General features: G+C 41.1%; 20 protein-coding genes and 1 riboswitch. Of the genes, 10 read left to right on the top strand and 10 right to left on the bottom strand.

What is annotated here, in order from left to right:
* Positions 1-103: 103 nt before the first annotated feature.
* Positions 104-493, bottom strand: a complete 390-nt coding sequence (gene gsiB / locus D0469_RS07715) for a glucose starvation-inducible protein GsiB (RefSeq protein WP_117326060.1) — start codon at positions 491-493, stop codon at positions 104-106.
* 330 nt (positions 494-823) lie between these two features.
* Here gsiB and D0469_RS07710 point away from each other — a divergent pair, with 330 nt between their 5' ends.
* Complete coding sequence (locus D0469_RS07710) at positions 824-1,690, top strand: YihY/virulence factor BrkB family protein (protein WP_117326269.1); 867 nt, start codon at positions 824-826, stop codon at positions 1,688-1,690.
* Positions 1,691-1,803: 113 nt separating this feature from the next.
* Here the strand turns inward: D0469_RS07710 and iadA are convergent, their stop codons facing one another.
* Both iadA and D0469_RS07700 read right to left on the bottom strand, forming a co-directional pair.
* Positions 1,804-2,970: a beta-aspartyl-peptidase gene (gene iadA, locus D0469_RS07705; protein WP_117326059.1), complete on the bottom strand. Its 1,167-nt coding sequence runs from the start codon at positions 2,968-2,970 to the stop codon at positions 1,804-1,806.
* A gap of 271 nt (positions 2,971-3,241) precedes the next feature.
* On the bottom strand, positions 3,242-4,447 hold the full coding sequence (locus D0469_RS07700) for a DHH family phosphoesterase (protein WP_117326058.1): 1,206 nt from the start codon (positions 4,445-4,447) through the stop codon (positions 3,242-3,244).
* A gap of 197 nt (positions 4,448-4,644) precedes the next feature.
* Here D0469_RS07700 and D0469_RS22115 point away from each other — a divergent pair, with 197 nt between their 5' ends.
* The gene (locus tag D0469_RS22115; RefSeq protein ID WP_117326056.1) at positions 4,645-4,911 is read left to right on the top strand and encodes a DUF1450 domain-containing protein; all 267 of its coding nucleotides are present in this window, start codon (positions 4,645-4,647) and stop codon (positions 4,909-4,911) included.
* Between the two features lie 67 nt (positions 4,912-4,978).
* Here D0469_RS22115 and D0469_RS21330 read toward each other — a convergent pair whose 3' ends face one another.
* Positions 4,979-5,827 (bottom strand): YtxH domain-containing protein, encoded by an 849-nt coding sequence (locus D0469_RS21330; protein WP_199478416.1) that lies wholly within the window; start codon positions 5,825-5,827, stop codon positions 4,979-4,981.
* A 318-nt stretch (positions 5,828-6,145) separates the two neighbouring features.
* Here D0469_RS21330 and D0469_RS07685 point away from each other — a divergent pair, with 318 nt between their 5' ends.
* Positions 6,146-6,451, top strand: coding sequence for a hypothetical protein (locus tag D0469_RS07685; protein WP_117326054.1), 306 nt, complete (start codon positions 6,146-6,148; stop codon positions 6,449-6,451).
* A gap of 226 nt (positions 6,452-6,677) precedes the next feature.
* Here the strand turns inward: D0469_RS07685 and D0469_RS07680 are convergent, their stop codons facing one another.
* Positions 6,678-8,816: an ATP-dependent Clp protease ATP-binding subunit gene (locus tag D0469_RS07680; RefSeq protein ID WP_117326052.1), complete on the bottom strand. Its 2,139-nt coding sequence runs from the start codon at positions 8,814-8,816 to the stop codon at positions 6,678-6,680.
* A gap of 245 nt (positions 8,817-9,061) precedes the next feature.
* On the opposite strand from D0469_RS07680, the gene D0469_RS07675 reads away from it, so the two are divergent.
* The 6 genes from D0469_RS07675 (at position 9,062) to D0469_RS07650 (ending at position 14,058) form a co-directional block, all read left to right on the top strand.
* Entirely contained in the window at positions 9,062-9,319 is a 258-nt protein-coding gene (locus D0469_RS07675; protein WP_117326050.1) for an alpha/beta-type small acid-soluble spore protein, read from the top strand.
* Positions 9,320-9,728: 409 nt separating this feature from the next.
* Positions 9,729-10,301 (top strand): GNAT family N-acetyltransferase, encoded by a 573-nt coding sequence (locus D0469_RS07670; protein WP_117326049.1) that lies wholly within the window; start codon positions 9,729-9,731, stop codon positions 10,299-10,301.
* Positions 10,302-10,787: 486 nt separating this feature from the next.
* Entirely contained in the window at positions 10,788-11,384 is a 597-nt protein-coding gene (locus tag D0469_RS07665) for a YczE/YyaS/YitT family protein (RefSeq protein WP_158553389.1), read from the top strand.
* Positions 11,385-11,675: 291 nt separating this feature from the next.
* Positions 11,676-12,176: a GNAT family N-acetyltransferase gene (locus tag D0469_RS07660; RefSeq protein WP_117326047.1), complete on the top strand. Its 501-nt coding sequence runs from the start codon at positions 11,676-11,678 to the stop codon at positions 12,174-12,176.
* A 135-nt stretch (positions 12,177-12,311) separates the two neighbouring features.
* The gene (locus D0469_RS07655) at positions 12,312-13,223 is read left to right on the top strand and encodes an ABC transporter ATP-binding protein (RefSeq protein ID WP_117326046.1); all 912 of its coding nucleotides are present in this window, start codon (positions 12,312-12,314) and stop codon (positions 13,221-13,223) included.
* Entirely contained in the window at positions 13,216-14,058 is an 843-nt protein-coding gene (locus D0469_RS07650; RefSeq protein ID WP_117326045.1) for an ABC transporter permease subunit, read from the top strand. The genes D0469_RS07655 and D0469_RS07650 overlap by 8 nt, the downstream gene beginning before the upstream one ends.
* Before the next feature lie 157 nt (positions 14,059-14,215).
* On the opposite strand, the gene thiE is transcribed toward D0469_RS07650, so the two are convergent.
* From thiE to D0469_RS07630, 4 genes are all read right to left on the bottom strand, one after another.
* Positions 14,216-14,878: a thiamine phosphate synthase gene (gene thiE, locus D0469_RS07645; protein WP_117326044.1), complete on the bottom strand. Its 663-nt coding sequence runs from the start codon at positions 14,876-14,878 to the stop codon at positions 14,216-14,218.
* A gap of 8 nt (positions 14,879-14,886) precedes the next feature.
* Positions 14,887-15,693 carry a bifunctional hydroxymethylpyrimidine kinase/phosphomethylpyrimidine kinase gene (gene thiD, locus D0469_RS07640; protein WP_117326043.1) on the bottom strand — a complete coding sequence of 269 codons (807 nt, stop codon included), beginning with the start codon at positions 15,691-15,693 and terminating at the stop codon, positions 14,887-14,889.
* Positions 15,694-15,767: 74 nt separating this feature from the next.
* A complete protein-coding gene (gene thiM, locus D0469_RS07635) occupies positions 15,768-16,574 on the bottom strand; it encodes a hydroxyethylthiazole kinase (RefSeq protein WP_117326042.1) in 807 nt (268 codons plus the stop codon).
* A gap of 15 nt (positions 16,575-16,589) precedes the next feature.
* Positions 16,590-17,351 carry a 3-oxoacyl-ACP reductase gene (locus tag D0469_RS07630; RefSeq protein ID WP_117326041.1) on the bottom strand — a complete coding sequence of 254 codons (762 nt, stop codon included), beginning with the start codon at positions 17,349-17,351 and terminating at the stop codon, positions 16,590-16,592.
* A gap of 73 nt (positions 17,352-17,424) precedes the next feature.
* A riboswitch (TPP riboswitch) is annotated at positions 17,425-17,535 on the bottom strand.
* Between the two features lie 269 nt (positions 17,536-17,804).
* Here D0469_RS07630 and D0469_RS07625 point away from each other — a divergent pair.
* Positions 17,805-18,914, top strand: coding sequence for a LysM peptidoglycan-binding domain-containing protein (locus D0469_RS07625; RefSeq protein WP_117326040.1), 1,110 nt, complete (start codon positions 17,805-17,807; stop codon positions 18,912-18,914).
* 145 nt (positions 18,915-19,059) lie between these two features.
* Here the strand turns inward: D0469_RS07625 and D0469_RS07620 are convergent.
* The coding region (locus D0469_RS07620) for a transposase (RefSeq protein WP_199478414.1) at positions 19,060-19,325 on the bottom strand (266 nt) is incomplete at its 5' end.

Below are 19,325 nucleotides of genomic sequence, written 5' to 3'. Positions count from 1 at the left end.
CATAGGAAGAAGGGCTAAGATTGTAATACGGAACAAGAAAAACCCCGGCAGTCTTTGTGACCACCGGGGAGTTTCGTTCATCATTATTTATATCGATACTAGCTTAGTCATTATCACGTTGTTTTGCGCGGGCATTGCCGCCCTTTTCACCAATTTCCCGATAAAAATCTTTATCATGGTTGTCCGAAGTTGCTTCTCCGCCTTTGCGGCCAATCTCCTGATAAAATTCCTTATCATGATTCTCAGAGGTAGCCTCTCCGCCTTTACGGCCGATTTCCTGATAGAATTCCTCACCGTGATTTTCTGCGGTTGTTTCTCCGCCTTTTTTTCCAATTTCCTGATAGAACTCTTTGTCATGATTGTCAGAAGTAGCCTCTCCGCCTTTACGGCCGATTTCCTGGTAAAACTCTTTGTCGTGATTTCTAGAAGTTGCTTCCCCACCCATGCGTCCTGCTTCTTCACGAGACATTTTTCCATCATTGTTCTTTGCCATGAAAATCACTCCTTAAGTTTTTTTGGGGTGTACACTTGTGTTAAATAGCCTATTTTTGGACTTCCCAAACTAGTTTTAAAGAATTAATTTTCTTTTTATTAAATTGTAATCATTTAGAAATAATAAAGGAATTTTACCCAGACTCTCAATATATGTCCACAAATGATAGAATAAATGATCCGAGAGAGTAATATTATTACTTCTCCGCAGCCACACCAGCTCATTTGTAAACATTGACAGCTTTTATTTCCCGATCTTGCGGTTAATCTGCCTTCGAAACGGGAAAAGGATAAAAAAATCACTTGCAAACAATAGGAGCTGATGCGAATGATGAATCGGTGGTTGGGCATCGGAAAGAAAGTTAAAAAGGAACTGAAAGATGACAGGGCTACGGGACTGGCAGCAGAACAAGCTTACTACTATATGCTCGCTCTATTTCCCATCTTAATTTTGCTGCTTTCTATTGTTCCATATTTAAATATTGACCCGCAAAAAGCGATAGGGTTCATTAATAGCTATTTGCCGTCTGAAACGGCTTCCCTTATGGAGGAAACCGTCGTTGATATTGTAAGCGAGAGGAACGGTGGCTTGCTCACCTTTGGTATTCTGGGCACCATCTGGTCTGCCTCAAATGGGATGAATGCCTTTATACGTGCTATGAACTTCGCCTTTGATGTGGATGAGACAAGGTCCTTCATAAAAACACGGCTTCTTTCAATCGGCTTAACACTAGGGATGATAGTTGCATTTCTTGTGGCTTTGGTTCTTCCCGTCTTTGGGGATGTCATCATTGACCTGATTAAAAAACTCTTATTCCTTCCGGACAGCATGGAAATCTTATTCCGTGTACTTCGCTGGGCGATTTCCATATCGGTAATGGTTGTTGTGCTAGCCTTGTTATACCGTCTGGCGCCCAATAAGCATTTCCCATTCAAGCATGTATTACCGGGAGCCCTTACCGCCACATTGGTTTGGCAGCTGATTTCCCTCGGTTTTTCCTTCTATGTCAGCCACTTTGGAAATTACGCTTCCACATACGGAAGTCTAGGAGGCGTAATAATCCTTATGCTTTGGCTGTATTTTACAGGACTCGCCCTTGTGCTGGGAGGAGAGGTCAATGCTGTTTACCACAGGGAGAAAATGACTGCCGAGAATGAAAAAAGAAGTTCGAAAAGAAGCTCTGCGCTTACCACATAAGATGTCTTAACTAAAAAAACCGGCATAGCTGAGGAAAGCTGTGCCGGTTTTTTTGCTGGTTAACATGTAGGTTTCTGAACGGAGGGTGTTCAGATCGCCAAACCCGCTGCAAGCTACCATTCAAAAACATCTTTTACCACTGCTTCCCCGCCTTGAACCATTACTTTTCCTCTTGCGAGTACTGTGTCAATCACCATTGTCTCTTTGTCTACGATAACTACATCTGCATCCTTGCCTTCTTTAATTGATCCTTTCGCATTAAGCCCAAGTATTTCGGCAGGGTTTGAGGTAATGACGCGAATAGCTGTTTCAATTGGCAGCTGCTCCTCTAGGATAGCATCCTTAACTTCGCGGTAGAGTGTGGCTGGCTTGCCAACCTTGAACCCAACTTGTTTTAAATTGTCATCGAAAACAGGCAAAGAGATCTGACCGTCTGACGTAAAGGTTATCTGTTCGATGGGTACACCATGTTCGAGCATTTCCTTTAATGCTTTTGAACATTTTACTTCTTTTTGCATTGATTTTGGATCTGTACAGGTAGTAAAATCTACAAACCCGCCCCGTTTAGCATACTCAATCCCTGCTTCGAACAAATTCCTTGTCCGGTTAATATGTGTACAATGAAACTGGGTAATGCTCACATTGGTTGTGGAGACTACCTCTTCCAGAAGTGATAACCGGTCTGGCCCCTCACCGACATGCACATTTACAACTCCTTTTACACCGCAAGCTTTGCCTGAAATCATAGCCAGTGAAGCTATTCGTGCAAGTTCCCTTGAAGTCGGCTGAGAGGACCGCGCATCAGCGATGGCCACCTCCCCAACACCAATTATTTTATCAATCAGCATAATATCATTCTCGATTTTACCTGATAATGTCTTGACAGGGACTTGGTAGGATCCGGTATGAATAAACGCACTGATTCCTTCGTTTTCAAGCGAATATGCCTTTGCAAGCAGTGCTTCCATTGTCCGGGTGGTACCATCCGTTCCAATCACACCCACTACCGTTGTTATTCCAGCCGTTGTAGCATCTGTCATGCGCAGTTCCGGAGTCCTTGTATGAAACCCCTCTTCTCCTCCGGCTCCAATAATGTGAATATGTGAATCAATAAAACCTGGAAATACGAGTTTCCCCTCGGCATCAATAATAGTGGCGGGGACAGCTGGCGTCTCGATTGTATCCAATATATAGCCAATTTTATCACTAGTTATAAGAATGTCCTTTTTCCCGATAAAGTCAGGACTGTATACCAATCCATTTTTTATTAAAGTAAGCATCCCACCACCGCCTTTCAATAAGTCAAAAGAAAAAAGTGCAAAGCAACGAAAAAACCTTGCCAGTAAACAATTGTGACAAGGCTTGTCTTTAAGATTTTCCGCTACCTTCTAATTCTGCTTTTGCTTTTCATTTTGTATAAAAAATAAGCACCTACTATAAGGGCCATTATGATAAGGGGCAAGAATGAAAGCAATGTCTGCTGTAGTTGCTCAGAGAATTCCAAAAGCCACCCTCCAGATTATATTTGATTTTATATATGATATTTTCAGATTAATACCCTTCTTGTTCTTGTGTAACTAATCTTGAGTCCATATGCGACTTCAGCAGGTATTTCACGAACCTGTCATCCCTAACCAGCCATGAGGCATAATTCCTTTTCACAAATTTTTCTACTTCATCATAGGAATCATACTGTTCTGGCTGCGGGATGTGATTGATATGCAAATTCCAGTGGTCCTGTTCTTTGAAAATAAAGAAAAAGTCATCATTTGAATTCATAAAAAGACTTCCTGAAGGGTTATCTTTAAGATTGTATCTGTTTCTATGAGCGTCCTGCTGAATAGGTTCAGAATGAAAGGTTTGTTCAACAAATTGAAGATAAGCCTCTAATGTGAGATTACAGCCAGCTGCCTTTTGGTGACCGCCTCCATCATATTCGGCAGCTATTGCTGATACATCTACATCATCATGGATTGTCCTTAAGCTCATTCGTTTGCGGCCAAGCATGACTATAGAAATATAATCGAGATATGGGAATTCCTTAGATAATTCATTTCCAAGCTCCGAATGATAAGACTCAGCATGGACGATCCCAACAAAAAAGCCATTAATCTGCGCTTGGTATACCTCGCGTTTTTTCCTGCGTATGTATCGCTCCACTCGTTCTTCTTCTATTTCCAATAGCTTTGTTTCAAGTTCATCAAAGGCAAAATCATTGCCGTCAGCTAGCTTGCGAAGCATTTTCTCTTCAAAATCCTCGATTGAAAACATGAAGAAGAGATCATTAAGCCGTTTAGCATGTATATTATTAAGCCTGTCCCATTCCCATGTATCGTACTGGCGAACAAGCTCTACAAATTGGTCCATTGCTGGTGCAGGCTGAAGGTAGCCGTTCTCCTGCAAGTACCGATAGAGCAGTGATGTCGCTGAAGCCGGACTGCCATCAGCATGTGTAATATCTACCCTTGCCCATGGATGACGGTTAAAATGCTCTGCAGACTTATGGTGGTCAATGAGAATTGCATTTCCTCCGGATTGTACAAATTCATCTATTTTTTTCTCATTTTCTTCATTCACGGATAAGTCCGTGATCAGCAGTTCTACATTTGTATTATTTTTATCAAGAAAAATAGCAGTTTGATGATTAATGCTGTCAATGGAGTTATAGCTGACATCCACTTCTTTTCCAAAAGCAGCTTTTGCAAGAATGCCGCAGCCTACCCCATCAAGGTCATTATGCGTCAACAGTCGTAACATGAACATCCTCCTTACCCCCATTATCATGCCCATGGTCAGGAGTATTATTTATTACACAGAAAGAAAAATGAAAAGTGCATGGGTAAGATCTCTTGCATCAAATAGGGAAAGGATAAATCTCTTTACATTTTGAAAATTGATTATGTAAACTAGGTATGCAGGTTATTTTCATATGAACTGAGGGCTGTCAAAATAAAATGAAATCCTTGTTATCAAGTATATTTTCTAAGAAAAAAAAGCTTTCGATAGAATTCTGCCAAAACAATCTCGACCGGTTTTTAGATAAAGATACTCAATCATCCCTTGGACACCTTTTACGCGAAAATGCCATTCAATATAAAGAATTTGAGTGTCTGAGCCATTGTAAGGAATGCAAAAAATCACCGTATGTCAAATTGAATGACGAAATGATCACGGCAAATACTATGGATAATCTGATTAAAGAAATTGAAAGTAAACTTTAAGATAGCAGTTTAAGCAGCAGAAAACCCCTTTCCATAAGGCAAGGGGTTTCTTAATATTATTCTGGAATTAAAGCTTTGATGTATTTGAGCCTGCAGTTTTATTAGTCCCAGTAGCTGTAACTCCTTCAGTTGCTGAATTTGTATTTGTAGCTGTAGCCATTGTATTTAGACCCTCTCCGGCAGCATCTCCTGATGTATTAGATGGTGATGAAGTTGTTGCAGAAGATGAACCGGTAGTTTCCGTAAGCTTGCTGGTTGCCTCAACGACTTTAGATCCAATTTCCTTTAACTCGGTAGTTGCTTCCTTCGCAGTAGCCATTGCATCGCTTGAGATAGTTTTCACTTCATTTACTTTTCCGAAAATATCTTCATTCACAACTTCGTATAAATGCTGGGCATTGCTGATTGCTTCTTTTAATGTATTGGAAGCCTCTTTAAAGCGTGCCATCATGGTCATTGGGTTTTCCTTCGCTTCATTAATCACATCTATGGAATTATCCTTAAGACCTACAGCAGTTTCCTTAACCTTCCGGCGGGTATTTGTATCGAGCAGTGCAAGACCTACTCCAATAAGTCCTCCTATAATTAAGCCTCTTAGTAACTTACTGTTTTTGTCGCTTTCAGCAGTCATTGTGTGCTTTACATTTACTCCATCATGCATGAAGTTACTTGTATTGCCTGGGTAAGTACTCATTCCGTTGGAAGCATAGCTATCAGCATTGCTATTTGAAGTCGTTCTGTTAGTTTCATAGTTGTTAACGTTGCTGGTTGCAGTCATTCTGTTAGCTTCATAGGTATTGCCATTTCCAGTTTCGTTCATTCTTGTTCCTGCATAGTTGTTTACCCTGTTGTTTTCACTCATTCTGTTTCCATCGTAATTGTTTGTACTGTTATCGCTCTTCATATTCTTTGCCATAAAAATGTTCCTCCTCTTTTTGTTTTACTGCTTGTCAACTTATTTCCCGATTATTTTATTGTTTAAACAAAAACGAATAACAAAAAAATAACATCATTGGTACTCACTTTCCTCACAAGGAAATACCGGTTAATCAGATGAATGAGTATTACAGAATTGCATTACGGCAGAAAAGTCCTATCTTATGCCCAGTCTTCCCTTTACAGGAGTTTCAAGGTAGTCATGGCATTAACTTAAATACTTGCGAAATAAAAAGCATATAGCAAAAGGGACATGCATATTTTTTCAATAAGTGTAGCTGCATGGGAGATGGAAAGAATGAAACAGATCATAAAGAGCATTTCTTTGATAGGATTGATATTGTTAATGGGTTCAGTCGCCTATTTGGAAACGGAATTTTTTAATTTTGACGAAAAAGTTTCCAGGCCAGTATCCTCCGATTTTAAAACCGATGAAGAACTTCCCTCATTGGAAAATATTCTAGATGACAGCAGAGAAGCAAACGGCTATCTTGTAGAAACATACCAGGAGTACGAGGTATATAGAAATAAGAATGGAATCATAACTAAGACTGTACCGACCGGAAACTTTTCTTCTATTCGCTACAAAATCGATCAAAAGTAGAAAAGCGACAAGCGCACTGACAGAGAACATCACCGTATCCATCTCCATGCGGAGGAAAAACGGCTAACTTCGCCCCGTCCTCACAAAGCTGTCGCTTTGTTCCGTGCATGTATCGCTGCTCCATATCGTGTGTCGAGAAACCGCACTAGGACGGCATGCCATGTTCATCAGTATAATGTCCGAAAAAAATAGCCTCCCAGTTATTTCTGGGAGGCTATTTTTACATTTATGCTTCTTTAATTGTCAGCTTGCCTTCTTCTACAGTTGTTGTAAAGTTTTTCACTTCAGGCTTTTCAAAAATGAAATCAGCAATGCCATCTTCGAGCTGTTCCTGAATTACTCGGCGCAGCGGTCTTGCACCAAATGATGGGTGATAACCAAGCTCGGCAAGCTTTTCTTTAGCCTCAGCCGTTACATTAAGTGAAAGTCCCTGACCCTCAAGTGTTTCATGAAGATCTTTCAGCATAATATCAACAATCTTCAGAAGATCGTCCTTTTGCAATGCAGAGAATTCAATAATGCTGTCAAAACGGTTTAGGAATTCCGGCTTAAAGTAGCTGCCTAATGATTGAAGAATAGATGCTTCTTCCATGACAGTATTTGTTCCAAAGCCCATCGTTTTTCTCTTTTCTCCAACCCCTGCGTTACTTGTCATAATGATAACTGTATCCTTAAAGTTGACAGTTCGGCCCTGGCTATCGGTCAAGCGGCCATCCTCAAGAATTTGCAGGAACATATGCATTACATCCGGGTGGGCCTTTTCAATTTCATCAAGCAGGATAATGCTGTAAGGCTTGCGGCGGACTTTTTCAGTCAGCTGGCCCGCTTCCTCATGGCCAACATATCCTGGAGGTGAACCGATAAGCTTAGATACGCTGTGCTTCTCCATAAATTCACTCATATCAAGGCGGATCATGGAATCCTTAGCTCCAAATAGTTCTTCAGCCAAAGTTTTGGATAGCTCTGTTTTACCTACCCCGGTTGGACCTAAAAAGAGGAATGAACCGATTGGGCGAGTTTTGGATTTCAGACCGGCACGGCTTCTGCGGATTGCTTTAGCTACTTTGCGCACCGCTTCTTCCTGCCCGATAACCTTCTTGGAAAGCTCCTCTTGAAGGCGGATCATTTTCGCTTGCTCATCCTCCTGCAATTTGCCTACAGGAATACCAGTTTTTTGTTCAATGATTTCTTGAATATGCTCCACAGTTACTGTTGGGCGTGAAGTATTTTCACCAGCTTCAAGCATTTTTTCGAGTTTTGCTTCCTCATCTCTTAGCTTGGCAGCTTCTTCATAGGCTTCTTTCTTTAATGCCTGTTCTTTTTCTTCATGAATCTGGGCAAGGCGTTCTTTAACATCTTCTTCTTGTCCATCTTCTATAGTTAAGTTCAATTTTGAACCGGCTTCATCCATCAGGTCAATCGCTTTGTCAGGAAGGAAGCGGTCCTGGATGTAGCGGTGAGAAAGCTCAACTGCTGCTTTTAGGGCTTCATCGCTGTACCCTACTGCATGGTATGCTTCATAACGGTCTTTCAGGCCTTTGAGAATTTCAAGCGCTTCACCCGGAGTTGGCTCGTTGACTTGAACAGGCTGGAAGCGGCGTTCGAGTGCAGCGTCCTTTTCAATCTTTCTGTATTCCTTCAAAGTAGTTGCGCCGACAAGCTGCATTTCACCGCGTGCCAACGCTGGTTTTAGGATATTTCCTGCATCCATAGATCCTTCGGCAGAACCAGCTCCAACGATTTGATGAATTTCATCAATGAATAGAATAACGTTTTTGCGTTGCTGCAGTTCGGAAATAAGCTGTTTCATCCGCTCTTCAAATTGGCCGCGGATTCCTGTATTCGAAACAAGTGAAGCAACATCTAGAAGGTAAACCTCTTTTGTACGCAGTTTTACAGGCACATCCCCATCGGCAATCTTCAGTGCAAGCCCTTCAGCAATTGCTGTTTTACCGACACCTGGTTCCCCTATCAAAACAGGGTTATTTTTATTTCTTCTATTTAAAATTTCAATAACACGCTTTACTTCCTCATCACGCCCAATGACCGGATCGATAAGCCCAGCCTTCGCATTTTGAGTCAAGTTGCGTCCATATTGGTCGAGCAAACCGCCTCTGCCACCCTGTGCTGGCTTCGGTTGTATTTGTTCATCTATATCAGCTTGCCCTGGGTTATGGCTAAATCCTTTAAAGAAATCATCAAACGGGAAATTACCCATGTGCTTATTTCCTCCCATGGCTGCCCCTAGCTTATTTTGTTCTTCTTTATAGCATTCGGAGCACAAATGAAAATTTTGCTGGCTGCCATTAATACTTACACGTAATTGAATATTCGCTTGATTACTTTGACATTTTTGACAATGCATATGTGTCTCCTCCTTGAAATTTCTACATTATTTTAATTGATTATTTGAGTAAGCGTAAGCGTAGTAGGTTAAGGTGATTAATTTACCCTTTAACTTTGACTATCTTTGACTTTCTAAACCCATTATACTCTGACCTTTTCTGACTTTCAACCCTTTTATCAAAAAAAATTGTTTTATTTTAAAATCATGGATGAATTAATAAGACATAAACATAACGGAAAATCTAAAATGAAGGAGGGATAAAAATGGCACGAAGAAGAAACAGCATATTGGTACCGGAAGCTAGACAACAATTAGATCAATTAAAAGCAAAGGTTGCAGGCACGCAAAATCCGGAAGATGCCAGATTTGAAGCAGCTGCTGAAGTTGGTGTACCGCTGCAAAAAGGCTATAACGGTCAGTTAACTCCCAAACAGGCCGGAAAAATCGGCGGAAGACTAGGCGGAGACATGGTACGGGAATTAGTTAAAATGGCGCAGGAAAATTTAAATAAGAAGCAGTAGTTCAACATACGAATTTTATAAAAATAATAAAGGATAGGCAGCCGAATTAATTTCTGACTGTCCTATCCTTTTAATTATTCTACATATTTTTTCAAAACGGATGATACGAGAATTCACTTTTTGGATTATACGGGAAAAGGGGGAGTGATCCAGATCTAAAGTAGTAGACCCAAAGGGCAGGCCTAAGAAACTTTCAATAACCCTTGAAATCATGGTCCCTCAATCGTTAAATCCATGATTTAATAAAACAAAATGCCTTCCGCTAAATTGATGAATTAGATTGTTAATTTTTCCAGAAAAATATATGATTATTTCAATTATAACCAAAGGGATAAGTTTATTGCGTATGGTTAATGTTTTATCAGTGAGCAATGGTTGTTTAAATTTTAACAAGTTCAAGGAGAGTTTCATGACTACAACTAATTTTAATCTTTTTTACGGTGAGAGGATAAGACTTTCAGCGGCCAGGGAAGAAGATATCTCCATTATGATGAAGTGGGGAGAAGATGCTGAATACTTGCGTAACGTAGATACAGAGATTGCCTTTCCTAAAAATAAAGAAGAGCTAGCATTAGAGGGAAAGGCTTCTCCAAATGAAGTGTATTTCCGGCTGAGAACCATTGAGGATGATCAATTGATCGGATTTATCGCTATCCACAGCATTGAATGGAATAATCGCACGGGACTCTTGGCAATAGGAATTGGTGATCCTTCAAATCACAATAAAGGTTATGGAACCGAAGCTTTGAAACTAATTCTTCGTTATGCTTTCCACGAGTTAAATTTAGATCGGGTCGGCTTGGAAGTTATTGAATATAACAAAGGTGGAGTCAGAGCGTACGAAAAGGCTGGTTTTCAACAGGAAGGCAGAAAGAGATCAGTGGTGTACCGGGACGGAAAGCGGTACGATATGATTGTTATGGGCGTTTTACGGCATGAATGGGAAGTTTCTCAACGCAGCCTAACTAATAAGCTACTATAATTAAGGTAGAGCTATTCCTTCATTTAAAGATAAAGGGATAGCTCTTTTCTATGGCAATTTTTAATATTACTGTTTAAATCCCACAGTATAATAGTGAAGTAGGAGTTACCACAATTTGTTGTTAACAATGAGGAGAGAAGATTTTGATTCACTGGATGATATGGTGTTGGGAGCTATTTGTTTCGAACCAATTATTCCGATGATCCGAGGGAAAGAAAACTTAAGGGGCTTTTCACTTTTTATGTGATTTTGAAAATTCCATCCACCAACGTTGATACTGATTATCTTTTATAATATCCGTATTTACTGTGGGTACCGTCCGGACAACCAAGTATATAAAACCAGTTTTCCTATGGCATTTTCTTACATTGAGGAGTATATTATTTAAATAATCAAAAAATGAACACTTTATTTCAGGAAGTATATCAAAGGGAGAGACCTGTTTTGAGACGATACATACGAATTATCCTGTTTTTTGCTGGTCTGATGATTTTTGCATTGGGAGCTGCTATTACGGTCAAAGTTAAACATTTGGGACTTCATCCATGGGATGTGCTGAATGTCGGCCTTTTTGAACAGTTTGGACTTACGATTGGATCATGGTCGGTACTATGCGGATTGGTTCTGCTTACTATTTCCTGGACAAAGGCGCGCCAATATATCAGTATTGGAACTTTTTTGAACGCAGCACTGATCGGTCCGTTTATGGATTTTTATTTATGGCTCGACTTTTTGCCTACAGCCACTCATACTTGGGTTGACTATCTGATTATTTTAAGCGGCATTATACTTACCGGGATAGGCGGAGGCATGTATGTAGCGGCAGGACTTGGAGCCGGACCGCGTGACGGTTTCATGCTTTCTATTTCTGATACAACTGGATTATCAGTCAGCAAAGCGCGTATTCTCGTGGAAAGCATCGTATTGCTAATCGGATTTTTCATCGGAGGACCGGTATTCGTTGTTTCTTTCATTTATACCTTTATTCAAAGTCCTATCTTTCAGAGATCTTTAGCGTTTTTTAAACAAGTAATAAATCAGCCTAAAATGCGGGATCCTCAGCTTCAGAAAAAAGCACTTTGAATAAATTGAAGATTATCAAAATCCATATTGCCGTAATTAAAAATCTCTGCCCTAAGTTGTGGGCAGAGATTTTGTTTGTTGTCTATTACATTGACCAGCCTGTGTGGTAACCACTTTTTTCTCCATTGTTTTTTGCCTTTTGGAAGGAACAGGCTGTAGAGAACTGGCACGGGGAAGAGTGTCAGCCTATTAAACTAGTGCAAGTAAAGCTTAATACAACATTATATAGAAACACATGCTGGTTGAGTGTAAAATATGAAGAAAAAGCTTAATCAGCAGGGAGACAATCAGATGGAAAATGTAATCTTCAGAGACGCAAAATATAATGATCTTCCAAAAATTATTGAAATTTATAACAGCACGGTTGCCTCCAGAATGGTAACGGCTGATACAGAACCTGTATCTGTTAAGGATCGATTAGGCTGGTTTAATGAACACAGTGCGGAAACTCGTCCTTTATGGGTCATTACTAAAGATGAAAAAATTGCTGGATGGTTAAGCTTCCAATCTTTTTACGGAAGGCCTGCCTATCAGGCGACAGCAGAAATCAGCATTTACCTTGATGAAGCCTTTAGGGGACAAGGCCTTGGCCGGTCCGCCCTTTCAAAAGCAATCGAAAGTGCACCTGAACTTGGAATCAAAACTATACTTGGATTTATTTTTCACCATAACCGGCCAAGCCTAAAACTGTTTGAGGCATTTGGGTTTGAAACGTGGGCCCACCTTCCTCGTATCGCCGAGCTTGATGGCGTTGAAAGAGATCTGGATATCCTCGGAAAACGAATTTCCTAATACAGAAAAGCAAAAAGGCTGCCGAGTATTTGGCAGCTTTTATACATACAAGGAAATTTTTCCTGGGCGGTGAACGAATTGGTTTCATTAACCGTCATACATATAATTAAACCTGGCAAAAAAAGAGGTGCCAATATGGCCAACATAATTGAAGTGGAAAATATACAAAAGGAATTTAACAGAAAGCCTATTTTAAAGGACGTTTCTTTTAGCATTAAGGAAGGAAGCATCAATGGCCTGCTTGGCCCGAACGGAGCTGGAAAAACAACGATTATCCGCCTGCTTAACGGTGTTATAAACGCCACGGACGGAGATATGAAGGTGATGGGGCTAGACCCCCGCAAAGATGGAGATGAAATCAGAAAGAGAGCAGGCATTGTAACGGAAAGCGCCTCGCTTTACCATGATATGAGCGCCTGGGATAATCTCGTATTCTATTCAAAAATTTATAATGCATATGACCCTAAAAGAATAACCCAGCTGCTGGAGCAGTTTGAAATGCTCCCGTTTAAAGACCAGCTAGTAGGATTGTTTTCCACAGGTATGAAGAAAAGAATTTCGCTGGCAAAAGCTTTGCTGCATAAACCAAAGATACTCTTTCTTGATGAACCGACCAACGGGTTGGACCCAGAAGGCATAAGCTCAGTTATTCACTATTTGCACAAGGTAAATGAGGAAGAAAAAGTCACCATCCTTATTTGTTCCCACGTGCTCCATCAACTGGAGGATTTATGTGATTCCTACCTCTTTTTAAAGGAGGGAAGAATTATAGAAAAAGGGATTCTGCGAGAGCTTGAAGATAAATATTTAACTGATGTCAGACTACTTGTAGAAACCGGATTAAGGCCGCAGGAGGGCAGCCATTATAATGGTTTCGCTTATGAGGTAAAAGGAACAAATAAACTTGAATTCCTGCTGGATTCAAAAGATGAGATAGCCCCATTGCTAAGGCAAATCCTTAATGACTCTTGGGTACACTCGAGCGTAATTATTAACAGGAGTCTGGAATCAATCTATTTTAAGATTGGAGGTATTGACCATGAATAAGACGACAATTACAGCTATTGCGGAAAAGGATATTAGAGCGACATTTGCATCCAAAAAAATCTGGATGCCGATGGTTATCCTTGCAGTCTTTCTCTGCATCTTTTTTCCGGCTGCATTCACTTATATTGGGCTGCATACTGAGCTTCTAAACCATTCATCAGAGGACTTGAAAAAACCAATTGAACAGGTAATAAAAAACTTTTCAATTGAAGAAACCCGAACCACTCTGGCAGCCCTTCCGACAATTGGTGAGCAAGTAGTGTATTTCTTTTTAAATTTCATGCTTACACCGTTTTTCCTAATGGCGGCCATCGTTAATTCAATGGTCACCTCATCCAACAGCTTTGCAGGGGAAAAGGAACGAAAGACTCTTGAAAGCCTATTGTTCTCACCTTTATCTGTAAAGGACCTGTTTATAGGTAAGGTACTTGCTTCTCTGATTCCAACACTATTGATTGTATTCAGTTCCTTTCTATTAAATTTCATTGTCATCAATCTGATAACCTACCCTTTTTTTAAACAGATCTTGTTTTTGAATACCACCTGGCTAATCCTGATATTTTGGGTGATCCCAGCCTTGGTGCTGTTTAATATTCTTTTAAATGTTCTGGTCTCTTCGAAGGTAAAGTCATTCCAGGAAGCCCAGCAGTTTGGCGGGATTATGATTCTTCCGATTGTAGGTATCCTTATCAGCCAGGTGACAGGACTATTCTTTCTCAGCCCTTTTATTTTGTTACTAATCGGAGGTGGATTCCTGCTGGGAAATGCACTCCTGCTTAAGATCATCACAAAATTAAACGACCGCAATTCTCTGTTTGAAAGCCAAATACATTAAAGGACAACGTTACCGCTAAATCTTCATCGATTTTTTACTATACTGAGGATGAGTTGGGCCCATTTTCACGGAATTATTTTTTTCTTCACGGAATCGAGCCCCATTTCCACGAAATTTATTTTCCTTTCGCGAAATCGATTCCCATCCTCACGATATATTAATTCTTCACAGAGAATACACTTTTCTTCAATTCAATTACAGCATCAGGTATGGATGCAGCCTTGCTTATTGCCGTAATCACGGAAACACCGTCGGCACCTGCGCTGATGACAATTGCGGCATTTTCTGGTGTTATCCCGCCAATTCCAACGATCGGCATGGTAATTCCATTGGCACGGAATTCTTGGATTACAGTCGTTCCCTGAACAGGCTTGGCGTCTTCCTTGGTTTCAGTCAGAAAAATCGGTCCAATGCCAAAATAATCGGCACCAGACTGAATCGCTGCAGTGGCTTCCTCGTATGAATGGACAGATATACCGAGAATTTTATCGCCGATCTGCTTCCGCACATATTCGGCAGGCTCATCCTCCTGGCCAATATGAACACCATCGGCATCAAGGGCCATTGCCAGTTCGATATCATCATTAACCAGGAATGGAATTTGATTGTCCCGGCATATCCATTGCAATTCCTTAGCAAGCTTGTACTTTTCATCCCCTATTAAAGCGCCTTTTCCCTTTTCACGAAATTGAAACATTGTAATACCGCCTGCTATTGCCTGTCTCAGCACCTCAGTTGGGTGAATCGTACAATTCACACTTCCCATTATAAAATAAACTTTTAATGCATCTTTTAAATTTTCCTTGCTGATTCTCGCCATGTTCCTATTTACTCCTTCAAGGCACTCAATCTTCTATAGGCCCCGTGATTCGTTGGACCATGTCCCCGCCCAATCGAAAGTTGGTCTTCTATAGCCGCCTGGATAAAATCTTTCCCTTTTGAAACCGCTTCATGAATATTGCTTCCTTTTGCCAGTTCCGCAGCAACAGCAGCAGAGAAGGTGCATCCAGTTCCGTGGGTGTTTTTTGTATTGATCCTCCTGCTCCTGAACGTAAAGAAATCAGTGCCTGTATAGAGCAGATCAATCGATTCGCTTGGATCCTCATCATGGCCGCCTTTAATCACAACATTCTTGACTCCAAGCTCTAAAAGCTTTTTAGCAGCTTCTTTTTTATCCTCGTCAGTTTGGATTCGCATTTCTGTCAATACTTCTGCTTCAGGTATATTCGGCGTAATTATCATCGCAAGAGGCAGTAAATATTTTTTTAAAGCATATACGGCCTCGTTCTGAAGCAAGGATGCCCCTCCTTTTGCAATCATAACGGGATCGACAACGACATTTCCCCACTGGTATTGTTTTATTTTCCCTGAAACTGCTTCAATGATCTCCGCATTAAACAGCATCCCGGTTTTAACGGCATCTGTTCCCATGTCTTCACCAATCGATTCTATCTGATTAGCAACTGCTTCGGCTGTCATTGGGTATACTGCCTGGACGCCTAGCGTATTTTGAGCCGTCACTGCCGTAATGGCTGACATGCCAAACACTTCAAGCTCTTGAAACGTCTTGATATCTGCCTGGATTCCTGCACCGCCCCCACTGTCGGAACCAGCAATTGTTAAAGCTTTTTTCATGGTTGTTTCCGCTCCTCTCATACTTCTGACAAAAGGGTATCCCTCGTCATATTGGATATCCGTATCACACTTCCTTATAGTTTTCTAAAAGATCCATACTGTTCTAAATTTTCAATGGTAACGTGGGATAATTGGTTCAGAAATTCAATCTGAAAACTCCCTGGTCCAAGTTCAGCCGTTTTTTGCGCCGCTATTTCTGCAGCGACTCCATAGGAAATTAATGCCGCAACAGAAGCCAAAACCGCATCCTTTTCAACTGCGGCAAAAGCTCCGATGACTGATGTCAACAGACAGCCGGTTCCCGTGACTTTTGTAAGAATTGGGTGCCCATTGCTCACAACAAAGGTTGCATCGCCATTAGAGACAATATCCTCTTTTCCTGTAATCACGACCACTGTTTTGAATTTCTTAGCCGTTGCTGCTGCAAGCTCTGCAAAGTCTCCTTGCATATCTCCTGCATCAACACCCTTGATTTGGCCCTGCTCACCGGCTACGTTTGCAATTTCTGCTGCGTTGCCTCTTATTACAGCGATATTTACTTCATTGATGATTCTTTGAGCGGTTTCGGTCCGATAAGCTGTCGCTCCCGCCCCGACCGGATCAAAAATGACTGACACTCCATTTTTGTTCGCCGCTTTACCGGCGATGATCATCGATTCCACTACATCGGAGTTCAATGTTCCGATATTTAAAACGAGAGCACCGGCAATGCTTGCCATCTCGGCTACTTCCTCTTCTGCGTAAGCCATAACAGGCGATGCGCCAAATGAAAGCAATCCGTTCGCGGTAAAATTAGTAACAACTACATTCGTAATATTATGCACAAGCGGATTTACTTCCCTTACTCTTTCTAATGCTTGGCCAATCAATACCTTATCCATCTTATATCCCCCTTATTAGTCCATGACTAGTCCGCCGTCTACCACCAGGTTCTGCCCAGTCACTGCCCTTCCCCATGGTGAAGCAAAGAAAATAATGGCATCTGCCACTTCCGATGGGTCTGTTACTTTCCGTAGCGGTGTTGATGACTCTATCAATTGAAAGACCTCCGCAGATGTCGCGGAGCTTGCATCTGTCATTTTTAGCAGGCCGCCGGAAACCATGTTAACGGTAATGCCATATTGCCCTAATTCATTGGCCATATTACGTGTAAAGCCTAAAAGAGCAGCTTTGCTGGTTGTGTAGTCGTGGTAGGCTACAACAGGGTTTTGAAACAGATTTGTTCCAATGTTAATAATTCGTCCAAATTCAGCTTCCTTAAAGCCTGGAAGTCCCGCCTGTATAGTATTTAGCGACCCTCTTACAGCACTTTCCAGCTGTACATTGAAATCCTCCCATGAAATCTCCGATGCATCCTTTTTTGTAACTGGATCGAACCGGAAATTTACAAGGGCATTGTTGATTACAGTAGTAATAGGTTTTCCAAAATGGGCCTTTGCTTCCCTGAACATTGCTTGAACTTGCTCAATATCGCGGACATCGGCCTGAATCGCAATCGCATTCTCACCAATTAGGCTCTTCAGCTCCAAGGCTTTTGCCTCACTATTAAAATAGTTAATGACCACTTTTGCTCCCTCTCTTGCAAAAGCCTTAGCCGTTTCGCTGCCCAAGCCACGGCTGCCTCCTGTCACCAGTACAACTTGTTCATTTAACCTCATAACTATTAACCTCCTAAAATAGAAAAAACCAGACCCATAAGTGGACCTGGCAAAGTATGTAGAGGAATAATTCTATTTCCCGTCACTACTTTCCTACGCTGGCATCACCCAGATCAGGTCCGAAGGGTTGATAAACGGTACGTTTTTCTCTCAGCCCCTGATAAGGGCACCCCTAGTAGTAAAAAATGAAATTTTCTAATTAATCATACTGCTGGCGAACTAATAAGTAAAGGTGAAAAGTATTCATAAGTCATTTTCAATTTCGGGTCAGATCGTAGTGGGTGCCATTATTGACCATTTCTGCTGCATTTCAACTTGTATTGTATATACGATTGTAATGTTAACAGATACACCTGGCAGAAATGCAGGAACTAAATAACTGCCTTCCATCCATATTGGAATATTTTCCAGTAAATAGTTGTTTTCTTCAGTCGATAGAAAAAGAGAATCATAATGACGAAGATAACAGATATTTACGGGGGAAAAAACATCATGAAAAAGCACTGGGTTTTATCATTAACTTTGGCTACTACCATCTTCTGCGCAAGTTTTGGAGCAAATGCCGAAGCGCAAGCTCTTCAATACAAAGTTCAACCTGGGGATACTCTTTGGAAGGTCTCAACCAAGTTTAAGACTACGATTCCTAAATTGAAGCAATGGAACAGATTAAAGGCTGATAAGATTCAGGTTGGGCAAGTGTTGATAGTATCTCCTGGCGCTCCACAAAGTACTGCCAAACCAGCAAATGTACATATTGAAACTGACCAAAGTTCAATTACCTATACTGTTAAGTCAGGGGACAGCTTGTTTTCTATAGCAAAAGCGAGAAACACAACTGTTGATGCGATAAGGACTTTAAATAAATTAAATACAAATTCTATTAAAAAAGGTCAACAGCTTTTGATTCCCTCGCAAACAGGTTTCCTGCCGCCAAGTTCCACACAGCTTGCGACAATCCACAAAGTTCAATCGGGTGATACATTATGGATTATTGCAAATAAATATGGAGTATCGGTTGTTGAAATAAAATATCTAAACGGACTTAACACTGATGTTTTGTATATAGGGCAAGAATTAAAAATAACAGAAGGAGCAATTCCACCGCCAAAGACTCCTGCATTTTTAGCTGATGCTGTTTTTCCACTAGCGAAAGAAAGTTATACTCCATTTGGTGACACATGGGGAGCATCCCGCCAATTTGGGAGGACTCGCACACATGAAGGAACGGATATCATAGCTCCGAAGGGAACAGCTGTTTACTCTGCAACTGGCGGAACAATCGTAAACTTCGGCTGGAGCCAGCTTGGCGGCTGGAGAATATCAGTTAAATCGCCAGAGGGGTATCATTTGTATTATGCACATTTAAGCAAATATGCACCCGGTGTTGGGATCGGCAAGAAACTGAGTAAGGGACAAGTGATAGGGTATGTTGGAGATAGCGGGTACGGCCCTGAAGGAACAACAGGAAAATTTGTTTCCCACTTGCATTTTGGGTTATATGATAGCAAATGGAAGGCTATCAACCCTTACGATCACCTGCGGTATTGGCAAGCCAAACTATAAGTTAACATACAGTCGGAGGCAATAAATTGCCTCTCAGATTGTCGACAAAAGGGGTTCGGAATGGTCTCATTCCGAACCCCTTTTTAGTGATTATTTCTTTTTTTGCTTATTTTGAGTGTGAATGGACCTCACTTAGCCTTATTAATTAGGCCATTTCTGGACCTTGCCATGTCCAGTTTGCCATCTTCTTCAAATTCATGGCAGCGAAAGTAAGCATCGCCTGCATCGACAATTTTTTAAGTCCCCTTAACGTTGGCAGGCGCATGCCATGCTTTTCTTTTGCATCTGCGAATACGCGTTCTATCGTTTCTTTCCGTTTCGCATAAATTGGTTTTACATCCTTGTGGTGTCGCAAATGATCTGTTTCCTCTACATAATCCTGCCAAATATGCCTCGTCACCACTTTTTGAT

Source organism: Peribacillus saganii (assembly GCF_003429095.1).
GTDB lineage: Bacteria > Bacillota > Bacilli > Bacillales > DSM-1321 > Peribacillus > Peribacillus saganii.
The sequence above is the reverse complement of the archived record's forward strand: the minus strand, read 5'-3'. Positions and strand labels throughout refer to the sequence as shown.

Coding starts and splice junctions, on each gene's coding strand:
- D0469_RS07660 (WP_117326047.1), top strand. CDS start 11,676: ATGGAAAATGTAATCTTCAGAGACGCAAAATATAATGATCTTCCAAAA.
- D0469_RS07680 (WP_117326052.1), bottom strand. CDS start 8,816: ATGCATTGTCAAAAATGTCAAAGTAATCAAGCGAATATTCAATTACGT.
- D0469_RS07630 (WP_117326041.1), bottom strand. CDS start 17,351: ATGAGGTTAAATGAACAAGTTGTACTGGTGACAGGAGGCAGCCGTGGC.
- D0469_RS07655 (WP_117326046.1), top strand. CDS start 12,312: ATGGCCAACATAATTGAAGTGGAAAATATACAAAAGGAATTTAACAGA.
- D0469_RS07670 (WP_117326049.1), top strand. CDS start 9,729: ATGACTACAACTAATTTTAATCTTTTTTACGGTGAGAGGATAAGACTT.
- D0469_RS07625 (WP_117326040.1), top strand. CDS start 17,805: ATGACGAAGATAACAGATATTTACGGGGGAAAAAACATCATGAAAAAG.
- D0469_RS07665 (WP_158553389.1), top strand. CDS start 10,788: ATGATTTTTGCATTGGGAGCTGCTATTACGGTCAAAGTTAAACATTTG.
- thiE (WP_117326044.1), bottom strand. CDS start 14,878: ATGGCGAGAATCAGCAAGGAAAATTTAAAAGATGCATTAAAAGTTTAT.
- thiD (WP_117326043.1), bottom strand. CDS start 15,693: ATGAAAAAAGCTTTAACAATTGCTGGTTCCGACAGTGGGGGCGGTGCA.
- thiM (WP_117326042.1), bottom strand. CDS start 16,574: ATGGATAAGGTATTGATTGGCCAAGCATTAGAAAGAGTAAGGGAAGTA.
- iadA (WP_117326059.1), bottom strand. CDS start 2,970: ATGCTTACTTTAATAAAAAATGGATTGGTATACAGTCCTGACTTTATC.
- D0469_RS07675 (WP_117326050.1), top strand. CDS start 9,062: ATGGCACGAAGAAGAAACAGCATATTGGTACCGGAAGCTAGACAACAA.
- gsiB (WP_117326060.1), bottom strand. CDS start 493: ATGGCAAAGAACAATGATGGAAAAATGTCTCGTGAAGAAGCAGGACGC.
- D0469_RS22115 (WP_117326056.1), top strand. CDS start 4,645: ATGAAATCCTTGTTATCAAGTATATTTTCTAAGAAAAAAAAGCTTTCG.
- D0469_RS07685 (WP_117326054.1), top strand. CDS start 6,146: ATGAAACAGATCATAAAGAGCATTTCTTTGATAGGATTGATATTGTTA.
- D0469_RS07700 (WP_117326058.1), bottom strand. CDS start 4,447: ATGTTACGACTGTTGACGCATAATGACCTTGATGGGGTAGGCTGCGGC.
- D0469_RS07650 (WP_117326045.1), top strand. CDS start 13,216: ATGAATAAGACGACAATTACAGCTATTGCGGAAAAGGATATTAGAGCG.
- D0469_RS07710 (WP_117326269.1), top strand. CDS start 824: ATGAATCGGTGGTTGGGCATCGGAAAGAAAGTTAAAAAGGAACTGAAA.
- D0469_RS21330 (WP_199478416.1), bottom strand. CDS start 5,827: ATGGCAAAGAATATGAAGAGCGATAACAGTACAAACAATTACGATGGA.